We start from the raw sequence: 26,131 nt of genomic DNA on the forward strand, positions 1-26,131 counted from the left end.
ACTACGGAGAGGCGCATCGCGGCCGGTGGCCCCCACGCGCGCGTGCCCGCTCGGTTCGTCGCCGCGCGCCCTCCCCGACTGATCACCACTGCCGAATGTGGAGTGTTCCGCCATGTCTGCTCTGTCTGCCCTGTCCTCCGTCAAGGCTTCCCGCGTCTCCGTCATCGGCGGCGTCGCGGCCTCCGCCGTGCTGCTGCTCTCCGTCCCCGCCTTCGCGCACGTCAGCGTCACCGCCGAGGGCGAGGCCGCCAAGGGCGGGTACGCCACGGTCAACTTCAAGGTGCCGAACGAGCAGGACGACGCCTCGACCAACAAGCTCGAGATCTCCTTCCCGAAGAAGCACCCGCTCGCGTCCGTGATGACGCAGCCCGTCCCCGGCTGGACCGCGAAGGTCACCAAGTCGAAGCTCGACAAGCCCCTGGAAATGCACGGCGAGAAGATCACCGAGGCCGTCTCCAAGGTCACCTGGACCGCTGACGGCAAGGGCGTCGAGCCGGGCACCTTCCAGAAGTTCCCGCTCTCCCTCGGTGCGCTGCCCGAGGACGCGGACGAGCTCGTCTTCAAGGCCGTCCAGACGTACGACAACAAGGACGTCGTCCGCTGGATCGAGCCCCAGCAGAAGGGCCAGGAGGAGCCGGAGCACCCGGCGCCGACCCTCGCGCTGGTCGCCGCGTCCGAGGACGGCCACGGCGCCGCCGCCTCGCACGACGACAAGGAAGACGCCAAGGAAGACGCCAAGGAAGACGCGAAGTCCGACCACAAGAGCGAGACGGCGTCCGCCGACAGCAGCGACTCGACCGCCCGCGTCCTCGGCATCGTCGGCATCGTCGTCGGCGCCGCCGGCGTGGCCTTCGGAGTACTCTCCGGGCGCCGGCGCGCCAACAGCTGAGCCAACCCATCGGACCGCACCGGGGCGTTCGACCGCCCCGGTGCGGCCGGGCCCCCTCACATCTGGGACATTTTCATATGCGCAACAAGAAGCTGCTCGCCGCCGCCATGCTGGCCGCGGCCGCCCTCACCCTCTCCGCCTGCGGCGGCGGTGACGACGGCAAGAAGCCCGTCGCGGACGTCTCCGTCGAGTCCGACGGCAACAAGGCCGCGACCGTCCTCGACAAGCCCTTCGAGAAGCCGGACCTCGTCCTCACGGACACCCACGGCAAGAAGTACGACCTGCGCGCGCAGACCAAGGGCAAGCCGACGCTCGTCTACTTCGGCTACACCAACTGCCCCGACGTCTGCCCGCTGACGATGAGCAACATCGCCGTCGCCAAGAAGGAACTGCCCAAGGCCGAGCGGGACAAGCTCCAGGTCGTCTTCGTCACCACCGACCCCGAGCGGGACACCCCCGCCGCCCTCGGCAAGTGGCTCAAGGCCCAGGACACCGACTTCATCGGCCTGACCGGTGACTTCGACACCATCCAGGGCAGCGCCCGCACCCTCGGCATCAGCATCGAACCCTCCAAGAAGGAGAAGGGCAAGATCGTCTCGATGCACAGCACGCAGGTCATCGCGTTCTCCCCGAAGACCGACGAGGGTTACGTCCTGTACGGCGAGGACGCCACCGTGGACGACTACGCCAAGGACCTCCCCGAGCTCATCAAGGGAGAGACCCCGTGAACCGCCGCACTCTGATCAGCGGGGCCATGACGCTGACGGCGGGGCTCGCCCTCGCGGGCTGCTCGGACTCCTCCGCCGACAAGGCATCGGAGGTATCGGAGGCCAAGCCCAGCCTCAAGGTCTCGGGTGCCTTCATGCCCGAACCCACCATGGACACCATGGCCTCCGGCTTCTTCACCGTCACGAACAAGGGGAGCACCGACAAGCTCACCTCGGTGACCAGCTCCCTCGCGGACAACGTGACGCTGCACAGCACCAAGGGCAGCGCGATGAAGGAGCAGAAGTCGTTCGACGTACCCGCGAACGGCGAGCTCGACTTCGCGCGGGGCGGCAACCACCTCATGTTCGAGTCGCTCAAGAGCAAGCCGAAGCAGGGCGACAAGGTGGCGGTGACGCTGCACTTCCAGAAGTCCGGCGCGGTCGAGGTTGAGTTTCCGGTGAAGGCCGCCACGTACAACCCCAAGCCCGGCAAGCACACGTCGCACTGAGGGACTGACCGTTGATGCAGACCATCGCTCCCCGCATCGGGCCTCGTCTCGGGCGGCTCCTGCTCGTCGCCGGCCTCTTTCTCGGCGCCCTGTTCGCCGCGGCGACGCCCGTCTCCGCGCACGCGGCTCTGACGGGAAGCGACCCCAAGCAGGGGGCGGTGGTCGACAAGGCGCCGGACCGGGTGTCGCTGACCTTCTCCGAGAGCGTCGCCATGTCCGACGGCTCGGTGCGGGTGCTCGACCCGTCCGGCAAGCGCGTCGACACCGGCAAGACCAGTGACCTCGGGTCCAACACATACGGCGTGAAGCTGCACAAGGGGCTGCCCGACGGCACCTTCACCGTCGCCTACCAAGTCGTCTCCGCCGACAGCCACCCCATCTCCGGGGCGTTCACCTTCTCCGTGGGCGCGCCGTCCGACACCAAGGTCGCGCTGCCGGACCAGGAGGTGGGCGGCGGATTCGTCGGCGGCCTCTACGGCTTCGCGCGCTACCTCTCGTACGCCGGATTCATCCTCGTCGTCGGAGGGGCGGCGTTCGTGCTCGGCTGCTGGCCGCGCGGCGCCGGGGTGCGTCCCGTGCAGCGCCTCGTGGTCTCCGGCTGGCTCACGCTCACCGCGTCGACCCTCGCGATGCTGCTGCTCCGCGCGCCCTACACCGGGTCGGGGAAGATCGCCGACGCCTTCGACATGGCCAAGCTCGGCGATGTACTCCAGACGAAGACGGGCGCCGCGCTGGTCTCCCGACTGCTGCTGCTCGCCGCGGCCGCCCTCTTCATTGCGGTGCTTTTCGGTGCGTACGAAAAGCGAACCGACCCCAAGGAGCGCAAGGACCTCGCGTTCGGGCTCGGGATCGGCGGCACCGTCGTCGCCATCGGGCTCGCCGCGACCTGGGCGATGGCCGAGCACGCGTCGACCGGCATCCAGGCGGGGCTCGCGATGCCCGTGGACGTCGTTCATCTGCTCGCCGTCGCCGCCTGGCTCGGCGGGCTCGCGTCGCTGGTCACCGCCCTGTACTTCGCGCCCTCGGTGGAGGGCGCGGCCGTGCGGCGCTTCTCGAGCGTGGCGTTCTGGAGCGTGGGCACGCTGGCCGCGACCGGGCTCTACCAGGCCTGGCGGCAGGTCGGTTCGTGGTCGGCGCTCACCGGTACGTCGTACGGACAGCTGCTCCTCGTCAAGATCGGCCTGGTCACCGTCCTCGTCGGCATCGCCTGGATCTCGCGGCGCTGGACGGCACGTATCGCGGGCACGGCGGGCGGGATGGCGCCCGAGGCCGCGGCCGCCGCGGTGGTCGAGCAGCGGGCGGGGAAGAAGCCGGTGACGGTGCCTGTCGGGGGTGCCGGTGACTCCGGGGCTGGGTCCACGAAGTCGTCGTCCAAGGCCGCGTCTTCGGAGGCGCCGTCTACGGAGGGGGCATCTTCGGAGGCGCTGTCTACGGAGAGCTCGTCCTCGGAGGCGCCGTCTTCGGAGGACCTGCCTTCGGGGGGCTCGTCTTCGGAGGACCTGTCTTCGGACCGCCCGTCTTCGGACCGCCCGTCTTCCGAGGCCTCGTCCTCCAAGGCCTCGTCAAAGGGCTCCGGCAAGGAGGCCGAGGACACGCAGCGCGCCGCTCAGCTTGCCCGTCAGCACGCGGCCATGAACACCGCCCGCGAGAAGCGGATCCGCGACGCCGATCCGCTCCGGTCGGGCCTGCGCCGCTCCGTGCTCGCCGAGGCCGGCGTCGCCGTCGTCCTGCTCGCCGTCACCACGATCCTCACCTCCACCGAGCCCGGGCGCACGGAGGAGGAAGCGGCCGCTTCGAAGACGGCCGCCGCGGCCGCTCAGCGGTCCGGACCGCTCATCCTCGACATCCCCTTCGACACGGGCGCCGACGACGGCAAGGGCACGGTCCGACTCGACCTGGACCCGGGCCGTACCGGCAGCAATGACATGCACGTCTACGTGAAGCGGCCCAACGGCAGCGCCTTCGACGTCCCGGAGGTGAAGGTCTCCTTCACCCTCGAGTCGAAGGACCTCGGCCCGCTGCCCGTCGCCCCCGACCACATCGCCACCGGACACTGGAGCGCGAGCGGGGTACAGATTCCGATGGCGGGCAACTGGAAGGTCACGGTGACCGTGCGGACCTCCGACATCGACCAAGTGACCGTGAACAAGAACGCGCAGATCGGCTGAACGACCATGGCGGACAACGAGACGACCGGCGAGGCGGACCGCGTCGAGAACCACCGCTCCATCTCGCGGCGACGGCTGCTCGGCACCGCGGGCGCCACCGGCCTCGCGCTCGGGGCGGCGGGCGGCGCGGCCGGATATGCCGCGGCGCCGTCGGACGAGTCGTCCCGCGCGGCGGCGTTGACGTCGCTGGGCGCGGACAAGGTGTTGTTTCACGGGAAACATCAGCCGGGCATCACGACGCCCAACCAGTCCCGGGGCCACCTCATCGCCTTCGACCTGGCGGCGGGCTCGGGCCGCAAGGAGGCCGCGGCCCTGCTGCGCCGCTGGTCGGCGACGGCCGAGCGGCTGATGGCGGGCGAGGCCGCCGGGAGCGACGACACGGATGTCGCGCGGGACGCGGGCCCCTCGTCCCTGACGGTCACCTTCGGCTTCGGCCGCAGCTTCTTCGGGCGCACCGGCCTGGAGAAGCAGCGCCCGGCCGCCCTCGACCCGCTGCCGGACTTCTCCTCCGACCGTCTCGACAAGGCCCGCAGCGACGGCGACCTGTGGGTGCAGATCGGCGCCAACGACGCGCTCGTCGCCTTCCACGCCCTGCGCGCCGTCCAGAAGGACGCGGGCGACGCGGCCCGGATCCGCTGGCAGATGGACGGCTTCAACCGCTCGCCCGGCGCGACCGCGCAGCCGATGACGGCCCGCAACCTGATGGGCCAGATCGACGGCACGAACAACCCGAAGCCGTCCGAGAAGGACTTCGACCAGCGGATCTATGTGCCGGGCGACGGGGACCCCGCGTGGATGGCCGGCGGTTCCTACGCCGTCGTACGCCGTATCCGGATGCTCCTCGACGACTGGGAGAAGCTGGGCCTGAAGGATCAGGAGGCGGTCATCGGGCGGCGCAAGTCCGACGGCTCACCGCTGACCGGCGGCACGGAGACGACCGAGCCGAAGCTGGAGAAGGCCGGCGCGGACGGCGAGTACGTCATCGCCCTCAACGCGCACGCCCGCATCACACGGCCCGATCAGAACGGCGGCGCCGCCATGCTGCGCCGCCCCTTCTCGTACCACGACGGCTTCGGCGAGGACGGTGAGCCGGACGCCGGGCTGCTGTTCATCTGCTGGCAGGCCGACCCGCTCCGCGGCTTCGTCCCGGTGCAGCGCAAGCTCGACCGGGGGGACGCGCTCTCGGAGTTCATCCGGCACGAGGCGAGCGGGCTCTTCGCGGTGCCGGGCGGGGCCGCGAAGGGCGAGTACGTGGGGCAGCGGCTGCTGGAGGCGTAGGCCTGCCGCTTGGGCGGTTTCTCGTACGTGCGACTTGGGCGGTTTCTCGTACGTGGGACTTGGGCGGTTTCTCGTACGTGGGACTTCTGCGGTTTCTCGTACGTGAGACGGGTGCCGCTCCGTGAGACGCGTGAGCCGCGCCACGTGCAGGCCATTAGGGTGACGGTATGTCGGCGATGCGCTACACCTATCTCGGCCCCGAGGGCACCTTCACCGAGGCCGCCCTCCGCACGCTCCCGGAAGCCGCCACCCGGGAGCTCGTCCCGATGGTGTCCGTGCCGGCCGCGCTGGACGCGGTACGCAACGGCGAGGCCGCGGCGGCGCTGGTGCCGATCGAGAACTCGGTGGAGGGCGGCGTCACCACGACCGTCGACGAGCTCGCCAAGGGCGAGCCGCTGATGATCTACCGCGAGGTCGTCCTGCCGATCGCCTTCGCGCTGCTCGTGCGGCCCGGCACGCAGATCAAGGACATCAAGACGGTGACCGGCCACCCCGTGGCCCAGCCCCAGGTCCGCAACTGGCTCGCCGCGAACCTGCCGGACGCCCTGTGGGAGTCGGCGGCCTCGAACGCGGACGGCGCGCGCCTGGTCCAGGAGGGACGCTTCGACGCGGCCTTCGCGGGCGAGTTCGCGGCGGCGACGTACGGACTCGAACCGCTGGTCAGCGAGATCCACGACGCGGCGAACGCCGAGACCCGGTTCGTCCTGGTCGGCCGCCCGGCCCGGCCCGCGGCGCCGACCGGCGCGGACAAGACCTCGGTGGTCATCTGGCTCGGCGACGACCACCCGGGCGCCCTGCTCGAACTGCTCCAGGAGTTCGCCGTACGCGGGGTCAACCTGATGCGGATCGAATCGCGGCCGACCGGTCGGGGCATCGGCGACTACTGCTTCTCCGTGGACGCCGAGGGGCACATCACGGACCGCCGCGTGGGCGAGGCCCTGATGGGCCTGAAGCGCATCTGCCCGCAGGTGCGCTTCCTCGGGTCGTACCCGCGTGCGGGGGTCGCGCCCGACGACGTACGGACGCTGCGGCCCGGTACGTCCGACAGTGAGTTCCTGGCGGCGTCGGACTGGCTGACCCAGTGCCAGGACGGCCGGTTCTGACCGGACCATCCCTCCGTTCTCGTCTGGTCTTACCTGCAGATTTACGTTGTCCACAAAGTTATCCACAGGCGGGGTTCTCGACCTGGGGACAAGTCGACAACGAGGCATGACATGGTCGACAAATCGGTCTACACCCCACAAGTCCATCCACAGCCGAGCACGTCACCCCTCGTCCACCCTTTTCCTTTGATCAACTCTTTGGAGCGAACCATTTCCACTCGAAAGTGGGTGTGAAGATGGTTTGGGACGGGAATCCTTCGTCGCACATGCGGCTTTCGGAATGATCATTTCCGGCATCCACAGATCTTTCGCACAGCCTGTGGATAACTTTTCCGGAGCGCCCATTCCTGTGGACAACGGCACCCTCAAGTCCCGCTTCCCACAAGGGGATCGAGTCAAGGGGGTACACCTCATCTGCCCCGTTTCGGGGAATGACGCCCTTTTTATTGACCAGCGATCTCTCCGGAATTCACACTCCGGCAAATGGGACATAACACACAGAGAGGAATATCGAGTCGTGGGCCGGAAGCGGGCACCGGTAGCCTTGAGGGGTGATTGACCTTCGCCTGCTCCGTGAGGACCCCGACCGTGTTCGCGCCTCCCAGCGCGCCCGTGGAGAGGACGTCGCGCTCGTCGACGCCCTGCTCTCCGCCGACGAGCGGCGCAGGTCGTCCGGGCTCCGCTTCGACGAGCTCCGTTCCGAGCAGAAGGCGCTCGGCAAGCTGATCCCCAAGGCCTCGGGCGACGAGAAGGCCGAGCTCCTGAAGAAGGCCGGCGAGCTCTCCGCCGCCGTCAAGGCAGCCGACGCCGCGCAGGACGAGGCAGACGAGGAGACGAAGCGTCTCCTCCAGCAGCTGGGCAACATCGTCCACCCGGATGTCCCGGTCGGCGGCGAGGAGGACTTCGTCGTCCTCGACACCATCGGCACCCCGCGCGACTTCGCGGCCGAGGGCTTCGAGCCGAAGGACCACCTGGAGCTCGGCGAGGCGCTCGGCGCCATCGACGTCGAGCGCGGCGCGAAGGTCTCCGGATCGCGCTTCTACTACCTGACGGGTGTCGGCGCGCTGCTCGAGCTCGCCCTGGTCAACGCGGCGATCGCGCAGGCCACGGAGGCCGGGTTCATCCCGATGCTGACGCCCTCGCTGGTCCGCCCGCGCGCCATGGAGGGCACGGGCTTCCTCGGCCAGGCCGCCGAGAACGTGTACCACCTGGAGAAGGACGACTACTACCTGGTCGGCACCTCCGAGGTCCCGCTCGCGGCGTACCACATGGACGAGATCATCGACGCCGACAAGCTGCCCCTGCGGTACGCGGGCTTCTCGCCCTGTTACCGCCGCGAGGCCGGCACATACGGCAAGGACACCCGCGGCATCTTCCGCGTGCACCAGTTCGACAAGGTCGAGATGTTCTCGTACGTCGACCCGGCCGACGCGGAGAACGAGCACAAGCGCCTCCTGGAGTGGGAGAAGCAGTGGCTGACCGGCCTCGGGCTGCCCTTCCAGGTGATCGATGTCGCCACCGGTGACCTCGGTTCCTCGGCGTCGCGCAAGTACGACTGCGAGGCGTGGATCCCCACCCAGGGCAAGTACCGCGAGCTGACCTCCGCCTCGAACTGCGACGGCTTCCAGGCCCGCCGCCTCTCGATCCGGGTCCGCGACGGCAAGAAGGTCCAGCCGCTCTCGACGCTGAACGGCACGCTCTGCGCCGTCCCGCGCACCATCGTCGCCATCCTGGAGAATCACCAGCAGGCCGACGGCTCCGTGTGGGTGCCCGAGGTGCTGCGTCCGTACCTGGGGGGACGAGCCACTCTTGAACCCAAATAAATGCAGTCTGGAGCCCATCAACAAGTGAGCCATCCCGCTCCCGACGCCCCGTCCTTCCCGTACAAGCTCGTCGCGACCGACCTCGACGGAACGCTCCTGCGCTCCGACGACACGGTCTCGGCCCGCACGCGCGACGCGCTCACCGCGGCCAGCGCGGCGGGCGCCGCGCACATCATCGTCACCGGCCGTGCCGTGCCCTGGACCCGGCACATCCTCGACGACCTGGGCTATGAGGGCCTGGCCGTGTGCGGGCAGGGCGCGCAGGTCTACCACGCGGGCGAGCACCGCCTGCTGACGTCGGTCACGCTCGACCGGCAGCTGGCGGGCCTCGCGCTCGCGAAGATAGAGGCGGAGATCGGCCCGCTGGCACTGGCCGCGAGCCGTGACGGCCTCGACGGCGAAGTGATCGTCGGTCCCGGGTACGCGGTCCAGGACGGCCCGCTGCCCGCCATCCCGTTCACCGATGTCGCCGAGCTGTGGGCGGCGCCTTTGAACAAGGTGTACGTCCAGCATCCGGGCCTGAGCGATGACGCGCTGGCCGCGGTGGCGCGGGAGGTGGCCGGCGGTCTGGTCGGCGTGACGATGGCCGGCGAGGGCATCGTCGAGCTGCTCCCCCTCGGCCTCTCCAAGGCGACCGGCCTCTCCCTGGCGGCCCGCCGCCTGGGCGCGAAGGCCGCGGACACGATCGCCTTCGGCGACATGCCCAACGACATCCCGATGTTCGGCTGGTCCGCACATGGCGTGGCCATGGCCAACGCCCATGAGGAACTCAAGGCGGTGGCGGACGAGGTGACGGACTCCAACGAGGACGACGGAATCGCGGCGGTACTGGAGCGCTTCCTCAACTGACCTCGCGCTGCGCGACACGCGCGGAACATGCCGGGAGCCGAAGACGGCCCAAGCCCGGTGCAACGTCTCGCGGAGGATGCGCGGATCGAACGCGCGCAGGGCGTCAGCCCTGACGACGGCTTAGCAAGCCGCTGCCTTACCACTCGGCCAATCCTCCGGGTGGGCGGCCCGCGCAGCGAAATGCGCGCTCGAAGCGGCCGCCCCGGGCAATTCCCCCGCGGGCGGGCTCTACGGAGTGAGTAACTACTCCGAAGCCTGCCGCGGGCTGCCCTGCTGGGAACTCGACGGACTACTACTGATGGACACGCCGGCTCCTCTCCCAGTAGGCGGGCGCCAGGGTGGTGGCGCGGTGACACAACTACTGTGCCCGCGCCACCAGTTGCCCGCCACCGAATTATTTACTCCTCACCTGCCAGCGTCAGCGACCGCAGCTTCTGTCCCGCGTACCAGGTGGCGAGCACCGTGACGCCGACGAGGAGGACCGTGGCGACGGGCAGGCCGACGTCCGAGGTGACCAGATCGCCCTCCGCGGTCTTCTGCGCGACGGCGAGGGACCACTGCTGGACGCTGAGCGTGCGTGCCCCGGAGACCAGCGACCCGAAGAGGGCCTCCCAGACGAGGGCGTAGACAAGACCGAACACCACCGCGTGCCGGGTGATCGTGCCGAGGAGCAGGAACATCGCCGCATACGCGATGGAGGCCACCAGTGCGGCGATGGTGTACGCCACGGCGATCTGCTGGCCGTTGCCGTTCAGGATCATGCCCGCGATGAAGGTGGGGATCGCGGAGAAGGCCATGGTCACGCCGATGGCGACGATCAGCTTCGTGAAGATGATCGTCGGTCGCTTGACCGGCTTGGACAGGAGATAGACGACGGAGCCGTCGTCGATCTCGGGACCGATCGCGCCGGTGCCGGCGATGACGCCGATGATCGGCACCATCGTGGCGAGCGCGAAGCCGCCCAGGAGGTCGACGGCGACCTGGTCGTCGGCGCCGCTGAACCCGCGTACCGCCGCGGCGATCACGATCAGCAGGACGGGCAGGGCGAAGAGGATCAGAGCCCGGCGGCGGCCGAGCAGGGCCCGGTAGGTGAGCCGGGCGACAGTGGGGTCGTACACGGTGGCTCCCTTCAGGCCGCGACGAGATAGGAGAAGACCGACTCGAGGGACTCGTCCGAGGGCGAGACCGTGAGGAGCCGGATGTCGTGATCGCGGGCGATGCGTGGCAACAGAGCGGTGAAACGGCCGAAGTCGACGGCCTGGATGCGCAACGCGCCTTCCTTGAGGTCGACTTCGATGCCGGCGGTCGACGGGTCGGCGATCAGCGCGGCGGCCAGGGCACGGTCGTCGCTGGAACGGACCAGGTAGCGGTGCGGGCGGTCCGTCATCAGGCGGCGGATCTTGCGGAAGTCGCCGCTCGCCGCGTGCCGTCCGGCCACGATCACCTCGATGTGCGAGGCCAGTTGCTCGACCTCTTCGAGGATGTGCGACGAGAACAGGACCGTGCGGCCCTCGTCCCCCATGCGCCGAAGGAGGTCCATCAGCTGCATGCGCTGGCGCGGGTCCATGCCGTTGAACGGCTCGTCGAGCAGCAGCACGGACGGCTCGTGGACCAGGGCGGAGGCCATCTTCACGCGCTGGCGCATGCCCTTGGAGTACGTCGAGATCTTCCGGTCCTGCGCGTACTCCATCTCGACGGTGGCGAGGGCCTTCTTGGCTGCGCGCTCGTCCAGACCGTGCAACTCGGCGTTGGCGACGACGAATTCGCGGCCCGTGAGGAAGTCGTACATCGCCTCGCGCTCGGGGACGATGCCGATGTCCTTGTAGATCTGTTCGTTGCGCCAGATCGGCTTGGCGTCGAGCGTGACGCTGCCGGTGGAGGGGGCGAGGAAGCCGCCCATCATGTTGATGAGGGTGGACTTCCCCGCGCCGTTCGGACCGAGCAGGCCGGTGACGCCCGGGCCCACGTCCATCGTGATGTCGTTGACCGCCACCACGTTGCCGAACCAGCGTGAGGTGTGATCGATGTTGATGGTGCTCACAGTCCGACCTTCCGGTAGCGGCGCATCAGTGCGCCGTAGCAGCCCGCGATGAGGGCGAGGACGACGATCACGTAGACCACGCCCACGCCGGACGAGGGGCCTTGCGCTCCGGGGAAGGCGGAGGTCGCGCCGAGGAAGGCGGTCTGTACGCCGTCGATGAGCGTGATCGGCGAGAAGAGACCGAGCCAGGCGATGGCGTCCGTGCTGCCCTGTTCGTAGGCGATCGCCTGGACCGTGGACACCGCTCCGTAGGAGATGGTCAGTACGGCGATGACGGCGGCGATCCCGAAGCCGCGGCGGGGTGTGATCGCCGAGACGACCAGGGCGATGCCGGCGAAGAGGAGCGAGAGCAGCGCCACGGAGACGAGTCCCTGGGCGAAGCCCTTCGTCTGGTCCGCGAAGTCGAGCTTGGCGAGCAGCGCCCCTACGTAGAGCACGAGCAGCGGCGCGGCCGTGAGGACGAAGAGGGCCGATGCCATCGCGGCGAACTTGGCGCGTACGTAGTCACTGTGCTCGATGGGCCGGGAGAAGTAGAGCGGGACGGTCTTGAAGCGCAGGTCGCGGGAGACGGTCTGCGGGGCCTGGGCCGCCAGGTAGAGGCTGATGACGGCCTGCAGCACGATCGCGTAGCGCGTGTAGTCGAGGGGGAGGTCGTTCGCCTTCGTGGTCACGGCGACCGCCACCATGATCGCGGCGGGCACGCACATCACCGCGAAGAGGATCATGGGCAGGACCTTGGACTTGGCGGAGCGCCCCAAGCCGTACGCGCCACGCAGACTCTGGGAGAAGAGCGAGCGGCGGGCGTAGGCGCGGCCGAGGCGCGGTCCGTCGTAGTTGCGATACCCGATGTTGTGGATCCGGGTCTGTTCACCGGCGCGTGCCGGGGTCTGCTCAACCGCCATGGCGGACCGCCTCCTTCCCCTCTTCTTCTTTGTGATCGGCGTGATCGGCTTCTTCTTTGTGATCGGCGTGATCGGCGTGATCGGACTGACCGGAGTGGAAGACCTCTGCGATGTGGTGCCTGCGCTGTTCCATCCGGACCAGGCCGAGGCCGAGGTCCGCGACGAGGTCGCGCACCAGGTCGTACGTCTCCTCGCCCTCCGCCTCGAGGAGCACGGTGTGCCCGGCGCCCGGGAGGGTGCCGCCCTCGTGGGTGGCGACCCCGCGCCCCTTCAGCGCCTCGCTCAACGCGCCCGTGCCGTCCGGGTGTTCGTCGGTGTCCGTCACCTCGACGGCCAGCGTCGTGGTGGTCTGCGTGAAGTCGGTGGTGGAGCTTGAGCGCAGCAGCTTGCCGCCGTCGATGACGACGACGTGGTCACAGGTGCGCTCCAGCTCGCCGAGGAGGTGGGATGTGACCAGGACGGAGATGCCGAAGTCCGTGTGGACCCGGCGGATGAGACCCAGCATCTCGTCGCGGCCCACGGGATCGAGGCCGTTGGTCGGCTCGTCCAGGAAGACCAGGTCAGGGTCGTGCACCAGGGCCTGAGCGAGCTTCACTCGCTGCTTCATGCCCGTGGAGTAGCCCCCGATGGGGCGGTAGCGCTCCTCGTACAGACCTACGTGCCGCAGGGTGTCCGCCGTGCGCTCGCGGGCCGCGGTCGGCGGCAGCCCCGACATGCGCGCCATGTGGACGACGAACTCGGTGGCCGACACGTCGGGCGGCAGGCAGTCGTGCTCGGGCATATAGCCCACGCGCTCACGGATCTGGCCGCCGTGGGTGGCGACGTCGAGTCCGAGCACGGCGGCCGTGCCCTCCGTGGCGGGGGACAGACCCAGCAGGATCTTGATCAGTGTGGACTTGCCGGCTCCATTGGCTCCGACGAGTCCGGTAACACCGGGCCCGATATCCATGGAGAGCCGGTCAAGCGCGGTCACCCTCGGGAACCGCTTGCTCAGGCTTTCGGTCGCGATCACAGTCACGCATTCGACGGTAGTGGCGCAGACCACACCAGTCGTCAGACCACGGGCTTGCCCTGCCCTCACTCTGGAGTATTACGGGCCCGTAAGGGTCGTCCGGAAGTCGACCCCTGGGGGATCTTCCGGACCTGTCCCGCAGGCTTGTGCAGAACTATTGACGCAGCCGCTGAGCATTGTCACATTCATCAGTGTCAAGTTACGACCGCGTACGGCGATGGACCGGACACGGGTGGACCGGACACGGGACGGACGGTGGCATGACCTCAGCAGTGGCAGGCGAACTCTCGGCGGAACTGCGGGGGTTCAGGGAAGTGCAGACCCTCGCGTATGAATGCGCGGAGGCGGTCGCGGCGCAGCTCAAGCCGGGGGTGACCGAGCGCGAGGCGGCGCGGATGCAGCGTGAGTGGCTGCGTGAGCGGGGCGTGCGGGACTGGTTCCACCTGCCCTTCGCCTGGTTCGGGGACCGCACGGCGTTCGTGAACTTCCGGATACCGCTGCAGTTCTTCCCCACCAACCGCAGGCTCGAGCCGGGGATGCCCTTCATCCTCGACATGGCCCCGGTCTACAAGGGATATACGGCCGATATCGGCTACTCGGGCTGTCTCGGCCTCAACCCCGTGCACGACAAGCTGCTCGCGGACCTCGAGGCGCACCGCGAGCTGATCCTGCGCGAGGTGCGCGAGCGCCGCCCGTTGCGCGAGATATATGAGGACGTGGACCGGCTCATGGTCCGCCAGGGGTACGCCAACCGCCACCGCGCGTATCCCTTCGGCGTCATCGCGCACAAGGTCGACCGCATCAAGGAGCGCCGTCTGACGCCGCATGTCTTCGGCTTCGGCACCCAGTCCCTGAAGGGGCTTGCGAGCGACGCGATCCATGGCCACCGGGACGGCTGGTCGCCGCTCTGGTCGCCGTACAAATTCTCCGACCACCCGCCCCAGAAGGGACTGTGGGCGGTCGAACCGCACCTCGGATTCCGGGGTACGGGCGCGAAGTTCGAGGAGATCCTGGTCGTCACCGACTCCAAGGACCCCGAGCAGAGCGCTTTCTGGCTGGACGACGATCTGCCGCACGTGCGGCGCTGGGCTGAGGAAAGGGCCGTCGCATGACCGCGGGGGGATTCACCAAGGGACTCAAGGACGCGCGCGAGCGCTGGGTGCGTACGGGCGGAGTGGAGCTGTGCGTCGCCGAGCTCGGCGACCCGACGCAGCCCACGGTGCTGCTCGTGCACGGCTATCCGGACTCCAAGGAGGTGTGGTCGGAGGTCGCCGAGCGCCTCGCCGACCGCTTCCATGTGGTCCTGTACGACGTGCGCGGGCACGGCAGGTCGACGGCACCGAAGCCGCTGCGCGGCGGTTTCACCCTGGAGAAGCTGACCGACGACTTCCTGGCCGTCGCCGACGCGGTGAGCCCGGACAAGCCGGTGCACCTGGTCGGGCACGACTGGGGTTCGGTGCAGTCCTGGGAGTTCGTCACGGTCAAGCGCACAGAGGGGCGGATCGCGTCCTTCACGTCGATGTCGGGGCCCTCGCTCGACCACTTCGGGCACTGGATCAAGAAGCGGATGTCCCGGCCGACACCGCGCAAGGTCGGCCAGCTGCTCGGCCAGGGAGCCAAGTCCTGGTACGTGTACATGCTGCACACCCCGGTGCTGCCCGAGCTGGCCTGGCGCGGGCCGCTCGGCAAGCAGTGGCCGAAGATCCTCCAGCGCATGGAGAAGGTCCCGGCGGGCGACTATCCGACGCCGTCACTGCCCTCGGACGCCGCGCACGGCGCCTGGCTCTACCGGGACAACGTCCGCGCCCGGTTGCGCAGGCCCCGCGCGGACGCCTACGCGCACGCGCCCGTGCAGCTCATCACGCCGTCCGGGGACATCTTCCTTTCGGAGCGGCTCTATGACGAACTGGAGCTGTGGGCCCCGCAGCTGGTGCGCCGCAGCCTGCCGGCCAAGCACTGGGTGCCGCGCACCCGGCCTGACCAACTGGCCGGATGGATCACCGAGTTCGTGACGACCAACGAGGACGGCGTGCCCGCCAACGACAGTGTGGCCACGGGGAAGCACGCCGACCGTTTCGGCGGCCAGCTGGTCCTGGTCACGGGCGCCGGCAGCGGCATCGGCCGGGCCACCGCCTTCGCCTTCGCCGAGGCGGGAGCGCGTGTGGTGGCCGTGGACCGGGACGCGGAGAGCGCGGCGCGCACGGCGGAGATGTCGCGGCTCATCGGCGCCCCCGAGGCCTGGGGCGAGACGGTCGACGTCAGCGACGAGCAGGCCATGGAGAAGCTCGCCGAGAAGGTCGCCAGGGAGTACGGCGTCGTCGACGTCCTGGTGAACAACGCGGGCATAGGCCTCTCCGGCTCGTTCCTCGACACGAGCGCCGAGGACTGGAAGAAGGTCCTGGACGTCAATCTGTGGGGCGTGATCCACGGCTGCCGGCTCTTCGGCAAGCAGATGGCCGAGCGCGGCCAGGGCGGTCACATCGTGAACACCGCGTCCGCGGCGGCGTACCAGCCGTCCAAGGCGCTGCCCGCCTACAGCACGTCCAAGGCGGCGGTCCTGATGCTCAGCGAGTGCCTGCGCGCCGAGCTCGCGGGCCAGGGCATCGGGGTCTCCGCGATATGCCCGGGTTTCGTGAACACGAACATCACGGCGACGTCCCGCTTCGTCGGTGTCGACACCGACGAGGAGAAGCGCCGCCAGAAGAAGACGTCGCGGCTGTACGGCCTGCGCAACTATCCGCCGGAGAAGGTCGCCGACGCGGTCCTGCGCGCGGTCGTCAAGAACCAGGCGGTGGTCCCGGTCACCCCGGAGGCACGCGGCGCCCACCTCATGTCCCGCTTCACTCCCAAGGCCCTGCGTGCGATAGCCCGATTGGAGCCACCGTTGTGAGCACGGAGAAGAACGCCGAGACGAACACCGAGGAGCACTACACGATCGTTCCGCGCCGGGTCTCCTTCGACTGGGAAGAGACCCCTCTGCACTGGATACCGGACGAGCCCACCGCCACCCACGTCATCAACGTGCTGCATCTGCTGCTTCCGGCTGGGGAGCGGTGGTTCGTGAAGGTCTTCAAGGAAGGCCTGCCCCTGGTCACCGATCCGGTGCTGCTCAAAGACGTCAAAGGGTTCATGGGCCAGGAGGCCACGCACAGCGTCCAGCACGCGCATGTGCTCGACCACCTGGCGGCGCAGCGGCTCGACACCGCGGCGTTCACCAAGTACGTCGACCTGCTCTTCGAGAAGCTCCTCGGCGAGAAGCCGCCGCTCGGGGCGCCGATACCGACGCAGGAGTGGCTGCGTTTCCGCCTGGCGGTCGTCGCCGCGATCGAGCAGTTCACGGCGGTCCTGGGGAACTGGGTGCTGCACGCCGAGGGCCTGGACCACGCGGACGCCGACGAGGTCATGCTCGACCTGCTGCGCTGGCACGGCGCGGAGGAGGTGGAGCACCGCTCGGTCGCCTTCGACATGTACCAGCACTGCGGCGGCGAGGGCCTGCCCCGCTACGCCCGTCGTATCGCGGGCATGACGGTCACGGCGCCCGTGATGCTGTACCTGTGGGTCTGGGGCACGGCCTATCTGATGCGCCGCGACCCGCAGCTCGCGGGACGCTTGCGCTACTCCCTGGCCGAGCACAACAGGGCGGTCGGAAAGGGCCTGCTGCCCACATGGCGTGAGCTGGGTGCGGCGATACCCCGCTATCTGCGGCGGTCGTACCATCCCTCGCAGGAGGGCTCCCTGCGCAAGGCCGTGGAGTATCTGGCGGTGTCACCCGCGGCGCGGGCCGCGGCGGCCGCCGTCGGCAGGGCGGCCATCGCCTAGCACGAGGTTTCATGGAGGGGCGGGGAGCGTGGACGGGCAGTCGGGCGCCGGGCACAGACCGGTGGAGCACCACGGCACCGGGCACAGGCCGGTGGAGTACCGCATCGAGGACCTGGCGCATCACAGCGGCGCCACGGTGCGCACGATCCGCGCCTACCAGGACCGCGGGCTGCTCCCCCGGCCCGAGCGGCGTGGCCGGGCCAATGTGTTCGGCGACGCGCATCTGGCGCGGTTGAGACAGATCGCCGATCTGCTCGACCGCGGCTACACCCTGGCCTCCATCAAGGAGTTGCTGGAGGCCTGGGACGCGGGCCGGGGGCTCGGCGGTGTGCTGGGGCTCGCCGCGGAGGTCGACGGTCCGTGGACGGACGAGAAGGCCGACCGGATCACTCGGGCGGAGCTGGACGCGGCGTTCGGCGGCGAGCCGGACGACGCGGCGGTCGCCGACGCGATCGCGCTCGGCGTGCTCGAGCCCATGCCGGGGCGAGACGACGAGTACTTGGTCCCGAGTCCTCAAGAGCTTGCCGTGGCCGTGGAGTTGCATGCAGCGGGAGTTCCGCTGCTTGCGATCTCCGGTCATTTGCGGGAGTTGAGGGGGCAGGTGGAGCACATAGCCACCCGTTTCCTGGAGTTCACGACCGAGCATGTCTTCGCGCGCTATCTCGGCCAGCACCCGCCGACCGACGCGGACGCGGCGGAGGCGGCCTCGCTCGTCCGCCGACTGCGTCCACTGGCGCAGCAGTCGGTCGACGCCGAACTGGCCCGAGCCATGCGCCTGTTCGCCACCCGCCACCTCCAGCAGCACCTCACCTCTGGGCAGCCCGCATCTCGTACGGATGAAGCGCTTCCTGTCGCTCTTCCCGCGTCGACAACCCGGGCCGTAGAAGCTCTGGTTGGCCAGGAGAACGTCGCGGCGTTCATCGCGGCCGCCACCGAACGTGAGCTACAGGCCAGGACATTGGACTCACTTGCCGCAACTCACAGCAATTCGCCATCTGTTGCTCAAAACACCTAAATAGCCTGTGTGTTGTCCACAGAATCGCCAATTCCCCTGTGGATAACTGGACTTGGCTGTGGATCAAACCTGTGGACGCAAATCGACCGATGAAAAGTCGGTGGACGAAAATCAAGTGCGGGGAGAACGGCCCGTGCGCGACTCTGAACGGGTGATTGGAGAACCCCCCACCCACGAACGACGCACCGTGAAGGTGTCGAAATACCTGTCGAGACACCTGCGCCATCAGCCCGAGCGGATCGGTCTCACGCTCGACGAGAGCGGCTGGGTGGAGATCGACGCCCTCATCACCGCGGCCGCCCGGCACGGTTTCCGCTTCACCCGCGCCGAGCTCGACCACGTGGTGGCCACGAACGACAAACAGCGCTTCGCCGTCGAGAACGGCCGGATCCGCGCCAGCCAGGGCCACTCCATCGACGTGGACCTGAAGCTGGCGCCCGCGACCCCGCCCGCGTATCTCTTCCACGGCACAGTGGCCCGCAATGTCGCCGCGATCCGCGCCGAGGGCCTGCGGCCCATGAACCGCCATGCCGTGCATCTCTCGCCCGACCGCGAGACCGCCACCCGGGTCGGCGCCCGCCGCGGCCGCCCCGTCGTGCTCTCCGTGGACGCGGGGGCGATGCACCGCGACGGGCACCGCTTCCAGGTCAGCGCCAACGGCGTCTGGCTCACCGCCGCCGTGCCACCCGGATATCTCCGTTTCCCCGACCGGCACTGATCGGGTTCCTCGCCCGGCACTGACCGGGCATACGCTCTGATACATGAGTCTGCGTCTGAGCACAGTGATCCTGCCCGTCACCCGCTGGCACGAGGGCGGCAAGCAGCGCTGGCAGCGGGCCGAGGAGCTGGGCTTCCACACCGCGTACACGTACGACCACCTCTCCTGGCGGACCTTCCGGGACGGGCCCTGGTTCGGCGCGGTGCCGACCCTGACCGCCGCCGCGGCCGCCACCGACCGGCTGCGCCTCGGCACGCTCGTCACCTCGCCGAACTTCCGGCATCCGGTGACCCTCGCCAAGGACCTGATCACCCTCGACGACGTGTCCGGCGGCCGGATCACCCTCGGCATCGGCGCGGGCGGCAACGGCTTCGACGCCACCTCGCTGCTCAAGACCGGCGAGGAGCCCTGGACCCCGCGGGAGCGGGCCGACCACTTCGGAGAGTTCGTTCCGCTGCTCGACCGCCTTCTTACAGAAGACGTCGTTTCGTACGACGGTGAGTACTACTCGGCGTCCGAGGTGCGGAACATCCCGGGCTGCGTGCAGCGCCCCCGGCTGCCCTTCGCGGTGGCCGCCACCGGGCCGCGCGGGCTGAAGCTGGCCGCGCGCCACGGCCAGGCATGGGTGACCACGGGCGACCCGAAGCTCTTCGAGAACGGCACCCCGGAACAGTCACTTCAAGCCATTCGCGGCCAGGCCGAGAAGCTCGGCGCGGCATGCGAGGCGATCGGCCGCGATGTCGCCGAGCTCGACAAGATCCTTCTCACCGGTTTCACCCCGGACCGGCCCCTCGACTCCTTCGACGCGTTCATCGACTTCGCCGGCAACCACGCTGAGCTGGGCTTCAACGAGATCGTTCTGCACTGGCCGCTGCCGGGAACGGACTTCGCGGCGGACGAGAAGCTCTTCGAGCGGATCGCCACGGAGGCCCTGGTCCAGCTGGACGGCGGCGCAACAGGGGCGTAAACGCACTCAAATGTGCGCCCCAGCGCACGCCCGTGCACCCAGGTGCGGGACAATCGGTGGCGTGACCTCAGCTACCCCACGGCCCCAGACCACGGCCGACTCCGTCCCGCACCGGCCCATGGCCCGGCTGATCGCCACGGACCTGGACGGCACGCTGCTGCGCGACGACAAGTCCGTCTCGGACCGCACCGTGGCCGCGCTCGCCGCCGCCGAGGAGGCCGGGATCGAGGTCTTCTTCGTGACCGGCCGCCCGGCCCGCTGGATGGATGTCGTCAGCGACCACGTCCACGGCCACGGCCTCGCCATCTGCGGCAACGGCGCGGCCGTCGTCGATCTGCACGGCGGCGCGGGCAGCCATCGCTTCGTCAAGCTGCGGGAGCTGCGGCGCGAGGACGCGCTCGACGTCGTGCACGTCCTGCGCGACGCGGCCCCCGGCACGTCCTTCGCGGTCGAGCGCACCGGAGGGCTGCACCACGAACCGACGTACCCGCCCCTGCACCTGGAGCCCGGGGAGAGCGTCGCGCCCGCCGAGAAGCTCCTGGCGGAGGACTCCGCCGCCGCGGACCAGCCCGTCCTGAAGGTCCTCGCCTACCACCCCGAGCTCGCGCCGGACGACTTCCTCACCGTGGCCCGCGCGGCCGTGGACGGCCGAGTCGAGATCACCCGGTCGAGCCCGAGCGCGCTCCTGGAGATCAGCGGCCCCGGCGTCTCCAAGGCCAGCACCCTGGAGCTGTGCTGCGCCGAGCGCGGCATCACGCCCGCTGAGGTCGTCGCCTTCGGGGACATGCCGAACGACATCGAGATGCTCTCCTGGGCGGGCACCTCGTACGCGATGGGCAACGCGCACCCGGACGTGATCGCCGCCGCGTCGGGGCGCACGGTGGCCAACAACGAGGACGGCGTCGCGGTCGTCATCGAGGAGATCCTGCGGGACCGGCTGAGCGCCTGACCGGCAGGCCGGCAGGCCGGCTGACCGCCTGACCGGCTGAGACGACCGACCGCCTGAGCACCTGACCGGCTGAGGCGCCCGACCGGCCTGGCGTCAGAGCGGTACTCCCCGCTCGGCCAGCCACTTCGCCGGATCGACCCCTGACCCCAGATACGGCGTGAGCCGCACCTCGAAGTGAAGGTGCGGCCCCGTCGAATTGCCGGTCGTGCCCGCCTGCCCGACCCACTGCCCCGGAGCCACCCGGTCCCCCTGGTCGACGGTGACGGCGGCCAGATGCGCGTACTGCGTGTAGTAGCCGCCCTCGTGCGCCACCACGACCTCGATGCCGAAGGCGCCGCCGCACGACACGCTCTCCACCCGGCCCGCGCCGACCGACCGCACGGGCGCCCCGATGCCGACCGCGAAGTCCTGCCCCGTGTGCCGGCTCGCCCAGCGCGCGCCCGCGCTGGCGAAGCCCGCCGAGAGTTCGTACGTCTCCACGGGCGGCACCCACGCGCGCGTGTCGGTCGTTTCCGGCTGGTCCAGGCGTACGGCGCCACGGCACTGCCCGGCCGCCACGGACCGGTCGGCCTCGCCCTGCAACGTCCACTGCGCCGACGCCAGCTTGCTCTCGATGCCGCGCTTCAGCTTGGCCAGTTGTGCGTTGCGCCGGTCGAGCGTGCGCTTGGCCTGGTCCGCCGTCTGCTTGGCGTCGGCGAGTCTGGCGGCGGCCCGCTGGGTCTTGGTGACGGCGTTGGTGACGGCGAGATCCGCCTGCCACAGCGCCCGCTGACCTCGCATCAGCTCCTCGGGGCTGTCGGCGAGCAGCAGTTGGGCGGTCTGGGGGAGTCCGCCACCGGTGCGGTACTGGGCGCTGGCCATCCGGCCGAGGTCGCCGTGCAGCACCTCGACCGCGTGCTGCTCCTTCGTGAGGAGTCGGTCCAGTTTCCGGACCTCGGCCCGCTGTACCTCTGCGGCACGCTGTCCCGCTTCGTAGTGCACGGTCGCCGCGGACGCCTCTTCGTAGAGCCGCGCCACCTCGGCGCTGGTGCCCGGCCCTTCGGAGGCACCGGCCGGCGTGGGGGCGAGGAGCGCGCACAGCAGTACCGACACGGTGACGAGAGGGTGGGTACCGCGGTGGCTCAGGCGCATGACACGGATCGTTGCCCCGCCGCCCTCACCCGGTCCTGCTCAACTCGTACACCCGGGGCACCCGGTGCCCCGAACAGCCCACTGCCGTACGGCCGAACAGGGCTCTACGGAGAGGCCGGGTTCGGTAACGACCCACCTGTAGAGGCCGATTCAGTCCCCGTAGATCCCCCTGGTTCCCCCGCAGCGGCCGATTCAGTACGGCGCCTGCCACACCACCGTCGTACCGCCGCCGTCCTCACCGATGCCCGGCCCGTACCAACTGTCGCCGCCCAGCGACTCCGCACGCCTCTTGAGGTTCTTCAGGCCGCTGCGCCGGCCGCCCCGCGCGATGCCGACCCCGTCGTCCGAGACCGTCAGACGTACCCCCTGCTGCCCATCGGGGAGGATCGCCGTCGCGTCGACGACGACGTCGATGCGGTCGGCCCGCGCATGCCGGAACGCGTTGGAAAGCGCCTCCCGGAGCGCGGCGATGAGGTTCTTGCCCGCGAGCTCGCCGACGACCGTGTCGACGGGCCCCGCGAAGTGGTGCGACGGCTTGAAGCCGAGCGGCACGGCAGCCATGTTGATCTCGCGCAGGACGCGGGTGCGCAGCCCCGAAGGGGCCTCCGCGGGCCCCTGCTGCAAGGCGAAGATCGCCGTACGGATCTCCTGGATCGTCACGTCGAGCTCGTCTACGGCCTTGCCCACGCCCGTCCGCACCTCGGGCACGACGGACCTGCGCTGGGCGCTCTCCAGCATCATCCCGGTGGCGAACAGGCGCTGGATGACCAGGTCGTGCAGGTCCCGTGCGATGCGGTCCCGGTCCTCGTACACGGCGAGCCGTTCACGGTCGCGCTGCGCCTCGGCCATCATCAGCGCGAGCGCGGCCTGCGAGGCGAACTGGGTGGCCAGCGTCCGCTCGGTCTCGCTGAACGGCCGTGCGCCACGCGCGCGTGGCGTCACGAGCGTCCCCATGACGCGGCCGTCGCTCTGCAGCGGCAGCATCATCACGGGGCCGTAGCCGCGGGCGAGGTCGGTCATGATGCGCGGATCCGTGGCCGCGTCGTCGATGAACACGGACTCCCCGGCGAGCAGTTCGGTGATGATCCGGCTCTCCGCGGGGATGACCACGCCGAGCGCCCCGATGGGCTCCTCCGAGGAGACGGCGACGATCTCCATGCCGCCCTCGTCCTCGGGCAGGAGCACGATCCCGGCGGCCGAGTCGGCGAGATGCCGGGCCTGTTCGGCGACTACGGAGAGGGCCTCTTCGGCATCGCTGCCCGAGAGCAGCGCCGTGGTGACGGCCACGGAGCCGTCGATCCAGCGCTCGCGCTGCATGGCGGCTTCGTAGAGGCGGGCGTTGCCGATGGCGATGCCCGCCTCCGTGGCGAGCACGCGGACCATGTGCACGTCGTACTCGTTGAACTCGGCGCCGTCCCGCTTCTCGGTGAGATAGAGGTTGCCGAAGATCTCGCCCTGGACGCGGATGGGGACGCCGAGGAAGGTGCGCATCGGCGGATGGTCCGCCGGGAAGCCGCAGGAGCGCGGGTCGGTGGAGAGGTCCGCGAGGCGGAGGGTCTCGGGCTGGTGGATGAGGGCGCCGAGCAGCCCCTTGTGTCCGTCGGGAAGGTGCCCGATCCGTTCGGCCGTCTCCTCGTCGATGCCGGTGTAGACGAAGTCCGAGAGCCCCTTGCCGTCCTCGGAGACGACGCCGATGGCCGCGTAGCGGGCGTCAGCGAGCTCGGCGGCCGTCTCGCAGATGCGGTCCAGCGTGGTGTGCAGTTCGAGCCCGGCGCCGACGGACCGCATCGCCTCGAGCAGCTGCGGCACCCGCGCGGTCAGCTCGGGGGAGAGCCCCTGGAGGCTGCGGGTCGCCCGCTTCGCCGCCTCGATCGGGTCCGGAGTGCCGTCGGGACGCGGTGAGGCGGCGGAGGCCGATGGGGCTGACATGCTTTGAGAGTAGTTAGTCCCATTTGGCGAGGAAAGTCGGGGCTGGCCTCCCTGCCCGGTCGGCACCGGAGCCAGTCCCTACCCGGCCGTCAGCCCCTACCCGGCCGTCAGTCCCTACCCGGCCGTCAGTCCCTACCCGGCCGTCAGCAGCAGGTCCGCCGCGCTCTCCCGCTCCCGCATGCGCGCCAGCGGCCCGTCCACCGCCACGAGCTCCGCGTACGCGCCACGCTGCACGACCCGCCCCGCGTCGAGGACGATCACCTCGTCCACCGCGTCGAGCCCGGCGAGGCGGTGCGTGATGAGCAGCGTCGTACGTCCCTCGGTGGCGGCCAGGAGGTCATCGGTGAGGGCGTCGGCGGTCGGCAGGTCGAGGTGCTCGGCCGGCTCGTCGAGGACGAGGACGGGGAAGTCGGCGAGCAGCGCGCGGGCCAGGGCGATGCGCTGGCGCTGGCCTCCGGAGAGGCGCGCCCCGTGCTCGCCGACCAGGGTGTCGAGGCCATCGGGCAGCGAGTCGGTCCAGTCCGTGAGCCTGGCCCGCGTCAGCGCGTCGCGCAGCTGGGCGTCGCTCGCGTCCTTCCGCGCGATGAGCAGGTTCTCGCGTACGGAGCTGTCGAAGATGTGCGCGTCCTGGGCGCAGAGCCCGACCAGCTCCCGCACGGTGTCACCGTCCAGGGCGGCCGCTTCCGTGCCGCCCAGGGTGTACGTCCCCCCGGTCGTCCCCAGGAAGCGCAGCAGGACCTGGGCGAGCGTGGTCTTGCCGGAGCCGGACGGGCCGACCACGGCGATCCGCCGGCCCTGCTCGAGCGTCAGGCCGACACCCGCGATGGCGTCCCGGTGCTGCCCCTCGTAGCGGGCGTGGAGTCCTTCGAGGCGGAGCGGGAAGGGCGACTGCGGGCGTTGTGTGGGCTCGGCGGGCTCGGGTACGGGTGCGGGTGCGTCGAGGACCTCGTAGACGCGCTCGGCGCTCTTCCTGACGCGCTGGCGGTACTGCACGGCGAGCGGCATCCCGATGACCGCCTCGAAAGCGGCGAGCGGCATGAGGACGACGACGGCGAGCGCGACCCCGTCGAGTCGGCCGTCGTGCACCGCCTGCACCCCGACGAGAGCGGCCGCGGCCACGGTGAGCCCGGACGCGAGCGCGCCGAGTCCGTCGCCGAGGGCGGTGGCCGTGGCGGTCCGGGACGCGATCCGGGTCAGCTCGGCGTCGGCTTCCCTCGCCGCCGCGGTACGCCGGGGCAGCGCGCCCGCGACGGTCAACTCGGCGGTGCCGGTGAGCAGATCCGCCACCCGCGTGGCGAGCACCCCGCGCGCGGGAGCGAGCTTCCGCTCGGCGCGACGGGCGACCGCTCCGGAGAGCATCGGTACGCCCACACCGGCGAGCAGCAGGCCGACGGCGAGGACGGCGCCCGCCTCCGGCAGCAGCCAGGCGGTGAAGCCGACGGCTCCGGCGCCCACGACCGCGGCGGCGGACGCGGGGAGCAGCCAGCGCAGCCAGTAGTCCTGCAGGGCGTCGACGTCCGCGACGAGACGGGACAGGAGGTCGCCGCGGTGGCGCTTCCCGAGCCCGGCAGGGGCGAGGCGCTCCAGGCGCCGGTAGACGGCGACGCGGGTGTCGGCCAGCATCCGCAGGACGGCGTCGTGCGAGACGAGGCGCTCGGCGTAGCGGAAGACGGCGCGCCCCATGCCGAAGGCGCGGGTCGCCGTCACGGCGATCATCAGGTACATCACCGGGGGCTGCTCCGAAGCCCGGCTGATCAGCCACCCGGAGGTGCCCATCAGCCCTACGGAGCTGCCGATCGCGAGGGCGCCCAGGAGCAGGGCGAGCGCGAGCTTGCCCTGCCGCTGCTGCGCCATCCCCCGCAGCCGGGCCAGGACCCCGCCCTTGGGATGCGAGCCGCCCCAGTCCCTCGCCTGGTCACCCGTCACCACCGGGTCGCCAAAAGCGCCATCGGCAGGCCCTTGCCCGTCAGCCGCCCCGCCCATCTGCACGGGCACCCGGTCGGCCGCGAACTCCGCCCTGGAAGGGCAGGCCCGCAGCCGTACGACCCGATCGGCGACGGCGAGCAACGCCGGCCGATGCACCACCAGCAGCACGGTCCGCCCGACAGCAAGCCGCCGAACCGCCTCGACAACCCCTTCCTCGGTCTCCCCGTCCAGAGCCGCGGTCGGCTCGTCGAGGAGCACCACAGGCCGGTCGGCCAGGAAAGCCCGCGCCAGCGCAAGCCGCTGCCGCTGCCCCGCGGAAAGCCCCGCCCCGTCCTCGGGGAGGACGGTCTCCACCCCTGTCTCTTATACACCTCTCCGAGCCCACGAGACGCTCCT

At 70.1% G+C, this 26,131-nt stretch carries 21 protein-coding genes, 1 tRNA gene and 1 pseudogene; 15 read left to right on the forward strand and 8 right to left on the reverse strand.

Going from position 1 to position 26,131, the window contains the following annotated elements; translation table 11 throughout:
* Positions 1 to 112: 112 nt before the first annotated feature.
* From E2651_RS13365 to E2651_RS13400, 8 genes are all read left to right on the forward strand, one after another.
* Positions 113 to 889 carry a YcnI family protein gene (locus E2651_RS13365; RefSeq protein WP_135331317.1) on the forward strand — a complete coding sequence of 259 codons (777 nt, stop codon included), beginning with the start codon at positions 113 to 115 and terminating at the stop codon, positions 887 to 889.
* Positions 890 to 966: 77 nt separating this feature from the next.
* The gene (locus E2651_RS13370) at positions 967 to 1,617 is read left to right on the forward strand and encodes an SCO family protein (protein WP_135331318.1); all 651 of its coding nucleotides are present in this window, start codon (positions 967 to 969) and stop codon (positions 1,615 to 1,617) included.
* Entirely contained in the window at positions 1,614 to 2,105 is a 492-nt protein-coding gene (locus tag E2651_RS13375) for a copper chaperone PCu(A)C (protein ID WP_135331319.1), read from the forward strand. Before E2651_RS13370 ends, E2651_RS13375 begins: the two co-directional genes overlap by 4 nt.
* A gap of 14 nt (positions 2,106 to 2,119) precedes the next feature.
* Positions 2,120 to 4,273: a copper resistance protein CopC gene (locus tag E2651_RS13380; RefSeq protein WP_135331320.1), complete on the forward strand. Its 2,154-nt coding sequence runs from the start codon at positions 2,120 to 2,122 to the stop codon at positions 4,271 to 4,273.
* A gap of 6 nt (positions 4,274 to 4,279) precedes the next feature.
* Complete coding sequence (efeB, locus tag E2651_RS13385; protein WP_135331321.1) at positions 4,280 to 5,551, forward strand: iron uptake transporter deferrochelatase/peroxidase subunit; 1,272 nt, start codon at positions 4,280 to 4,282, stop codon at positions 5,549 to 5,551.
* Between the two features lie 167 nt (positions 5,552 to 5,718).
* On the forward strand, positions 5,719 to 6,654 hold the full coding sequence (gene pheA / locus E2651_RS13390) for a prephenate dehydratase (protein ID WP_135331322.1): 936 nt from the start codon (positions 5,719 to 5,721) through the stop codon (positions 6,652 to 6,654).
* Between the two features lie 551 nt (positions 6,655 to 7,205).
* Positions 7,206 to 8,477, forward strand: coding sequence for a serine--tRNA ligase (gene serS, locus E2651_RS13395; protein WP_135331323.1), 1,272 nt, complete (start codon positions 7,206 to 7,208; stop codon positions 8,475 to 8,477).
* Between the two features lie 24 nt (positions 8,478 to 8,501).
* Positions 8,502 to 9,326 carry an HAD family hydrolase gene (locus E2651_RS13400; protein WP_245238791.1) on the forward strand — a complete coding sequence of 275 codons (825 nt, stop codon included), beginning with the start codon at positions 8,502 to 8,504 and terminating at the stop codon, positions 9,324 to 9,326.
* Positions 9,327 to 9,396: 70 nt separating this feature from the next.
* On the opposite strand, the gene E2651_RS13405 is transcribed toward E2651_RS13400, so the two are convergent.
* The 5 genes from E2651_RS13405 to E2651_RS13425 form a co-directional block, all read right to left on the reverse strand.
* Positions 9,397 to 9,483, reverse strand: a tRNA-Ser gene (locus E2651_RS13405).
* Positions 9,484 to 9,724: 241 nt separating this feature from the next.
* On the reverse strand, positions 9,725 to 10,444 hold the full coding sequence (locus tag E2651_RS13410; protein WP_135331325.1) for an ABC transporter permease: 720 nt from the start codon (positions 10,442 to 10,444) through the stop codon (positions 9,725 to 9,727).
* Positions 10,445 to 10,455: 11 nt separating this feature from the next.
* The gene (locus E2651_RS13415) at positions 10,456 to 11,367 is read right to left on the reverse strand and encodes an ABC transporter ATP-binding protein (RefSeq protein ID WP_135331326.1); all 912 of its coding nucleotides are present in this window, start codon (positions 11,365 to 11,367) and stop codon (positions 10,456 to 10,458) included.
* A complete protein-coding gene (locus tag E2651_RS13420) occupies positions 11,364 to 12,269 on the reverse strand; it encodes an ABC transporter permease (RefSeq protein ID WP_135331327.1) in 906 nt (301 codons plus the stop codon). Before E2651_RS13420 ends, E2651_RS13415 begins: the two co-directional genes overlap by 4 nt.
* Positions 12,259 to 13,281, reverse strand: a complete 1,023-nt coding sequence (locus tag E2651_RS13425) for an ABC transporter ATP-binding protein (RefSeq protein ID WP_135331335.1) — start codon at positions 13,279 to 13,281, stop codon at positions 12,259 to 12,261. The genes E2651_RS13420 and E2651_RS13425 overlap by 11 nt, the downstream gene beginning before the upstream one ends.
* A 260-nt stretch (positions 13,282 to 13,541) precedes the next feature.
* Here E2651_RS13425 and E2651_RS13430 point away from each other — a divergent pair, with 260 nt between their 5' ends.
* The 7 genes from E2651_RS13430 (at position 13,542) to E2651_RS13460 (ending at position 20,749) form a co-directional block, all read left to right on the forward strand.
* Positions 13,542 to 14,393, forward strand: a complete 852-nt coding sequence (locus E2651_RS13430; RefSeq protein WP_135331328.1) for a M24 family metallopeptidase — start codon at positions 13,542 to 13,544, stop codon at positions 14,391 to 14,393.
* Positions 14,390 to 16,171 carry an SDR family oxidoreductase gene (locus E2651_RS13435; RefSeq protein ID WP_135331329.1) on the forward strand — a complete coding sequence of 594 codons (1,782 nt, stop codon included), beginning with the start codon at positions 14,390 to 14,392 and terminating at the stop codon, positions 16,169 to 16,171. The genes E2651_RS13430 and E2651_RS13435 overlap by 4 nt, the downstream gene beginning before the upstream one ends.
* Positions 16,168 to 17,100, forward strand: coding sequence for a metal-dependent hydrolase (locus E2651_RS13440; RefSeq protein WP_135331330.1), 933 nt, complete (start codon positions 16,168 to 16,170; stop codon positions 17,098 to 17,100). Before E2651_RS13435 ends, E2651_RS13440 begins: the two co-directional genes overlap by 4 nt.
* 61 nt (positions 17,101 to 17,161) lie before the next feature.
* Positions 17,162 to 18,115 carry a MerR family transcriptional regulator gene (locus tag E2651_RS13445; protein ID WP_135331336.1) on the forward strand — a complete coding sequence of 318 codons (954 nt, stop codon included), beginning with the start codon at positions 17,162 to 17,164 and terminating at the stop codon, positions 18,113 to 18,115.
* Between the two features lie 151 nt (positions 18,116 to 18,266).
* On the forward strand, positions 18,267 to 18,833 hold the full coding sequence (locus E2651_RS13450) for an RNA 2'-phosphotransferase (protein ID WP_245238792.1): 567 nt from the start codon (positions 18,267 to 18,269) through the stop codon (positions 18,831 to 18,833).
* A gap of 43 nt (positions 18,834 to 18,876) precedes the next feature.
* Positions 18,877 to 19,800 (forward strand): LLM class flavin-dependent oxidoreductase, encoded by a 924-nt coding sequence (locus tag E2651_RS13455; protein ID WP_135331331.1) that lies wholly within the window; start codon positions 18,877 to 18,879, stop codon positions 19,798 to 19,800.
* Positions 19,801 to 19,861: 61 nt separating this feature from the next.
* Complete coding sequence (locus E2651_RS13460) at positions 19,862 to 20,749, forward strand: Cof-type HAD-IIB family hydrolase (RefSeq protein WP_135331332.1); 888 nt, start codon at positions 19,862 to 19,864, stop codon at positions 20,747 to 20,749.
* Between the two features lie 93 nt (positions 20,750 to 20,842).
* Here the strand turns inward: E2651_RS13460 and E2651_RS13465 are convergent, their stop codons facing one another.
* From E2651_RS13465 to cydC, 3 genes and pseudogenes are all read right to left on the reverse strand, one after another.
* Positions 20,843 to 21,880, reverse strand: coding sequence for a M23 family metallopeptidase (locus E2651_RS13465; RefSeq protein WP_135331333.1), 1,038 nt, complete (start codon positions 21,878 to 21,880; stop codon positions 20,843 to 20,845).
* A gap of 192 nt (positions 21,881 to 22,072) precedes the next feature.
* A complete protein-coding gene (locus E2651_RS13470; protein WP_135331334.1) occupies positions 22,073 to 23,809 on the reverse strand; it encodes a GAF domain-containing protein in 1,737 nt (578 codons plus the stop codon).
* A 132-nt stretch (positions 23,810 to 23,941) separates the two neighbouring features.
* A pseudogene (gene cydC, locus E2651_RS13475) lies at positions 23,942 to 26,089 on the reverse strand (thiol reductant ABC exporter subunit CydC); the annotation flags it as partial.
* Positions 26,090 to 26,131 lie beyond the last annotated feature (42 nt).

It is taken from the genome of Streptomyces sp. MZ04 (assembly GCF_004684775.1).
Lineage (GTDB): Bacteria > Actinomycetota > Actinomycetes > Streptomycetales > Streptomycetaceae > Streptomyces.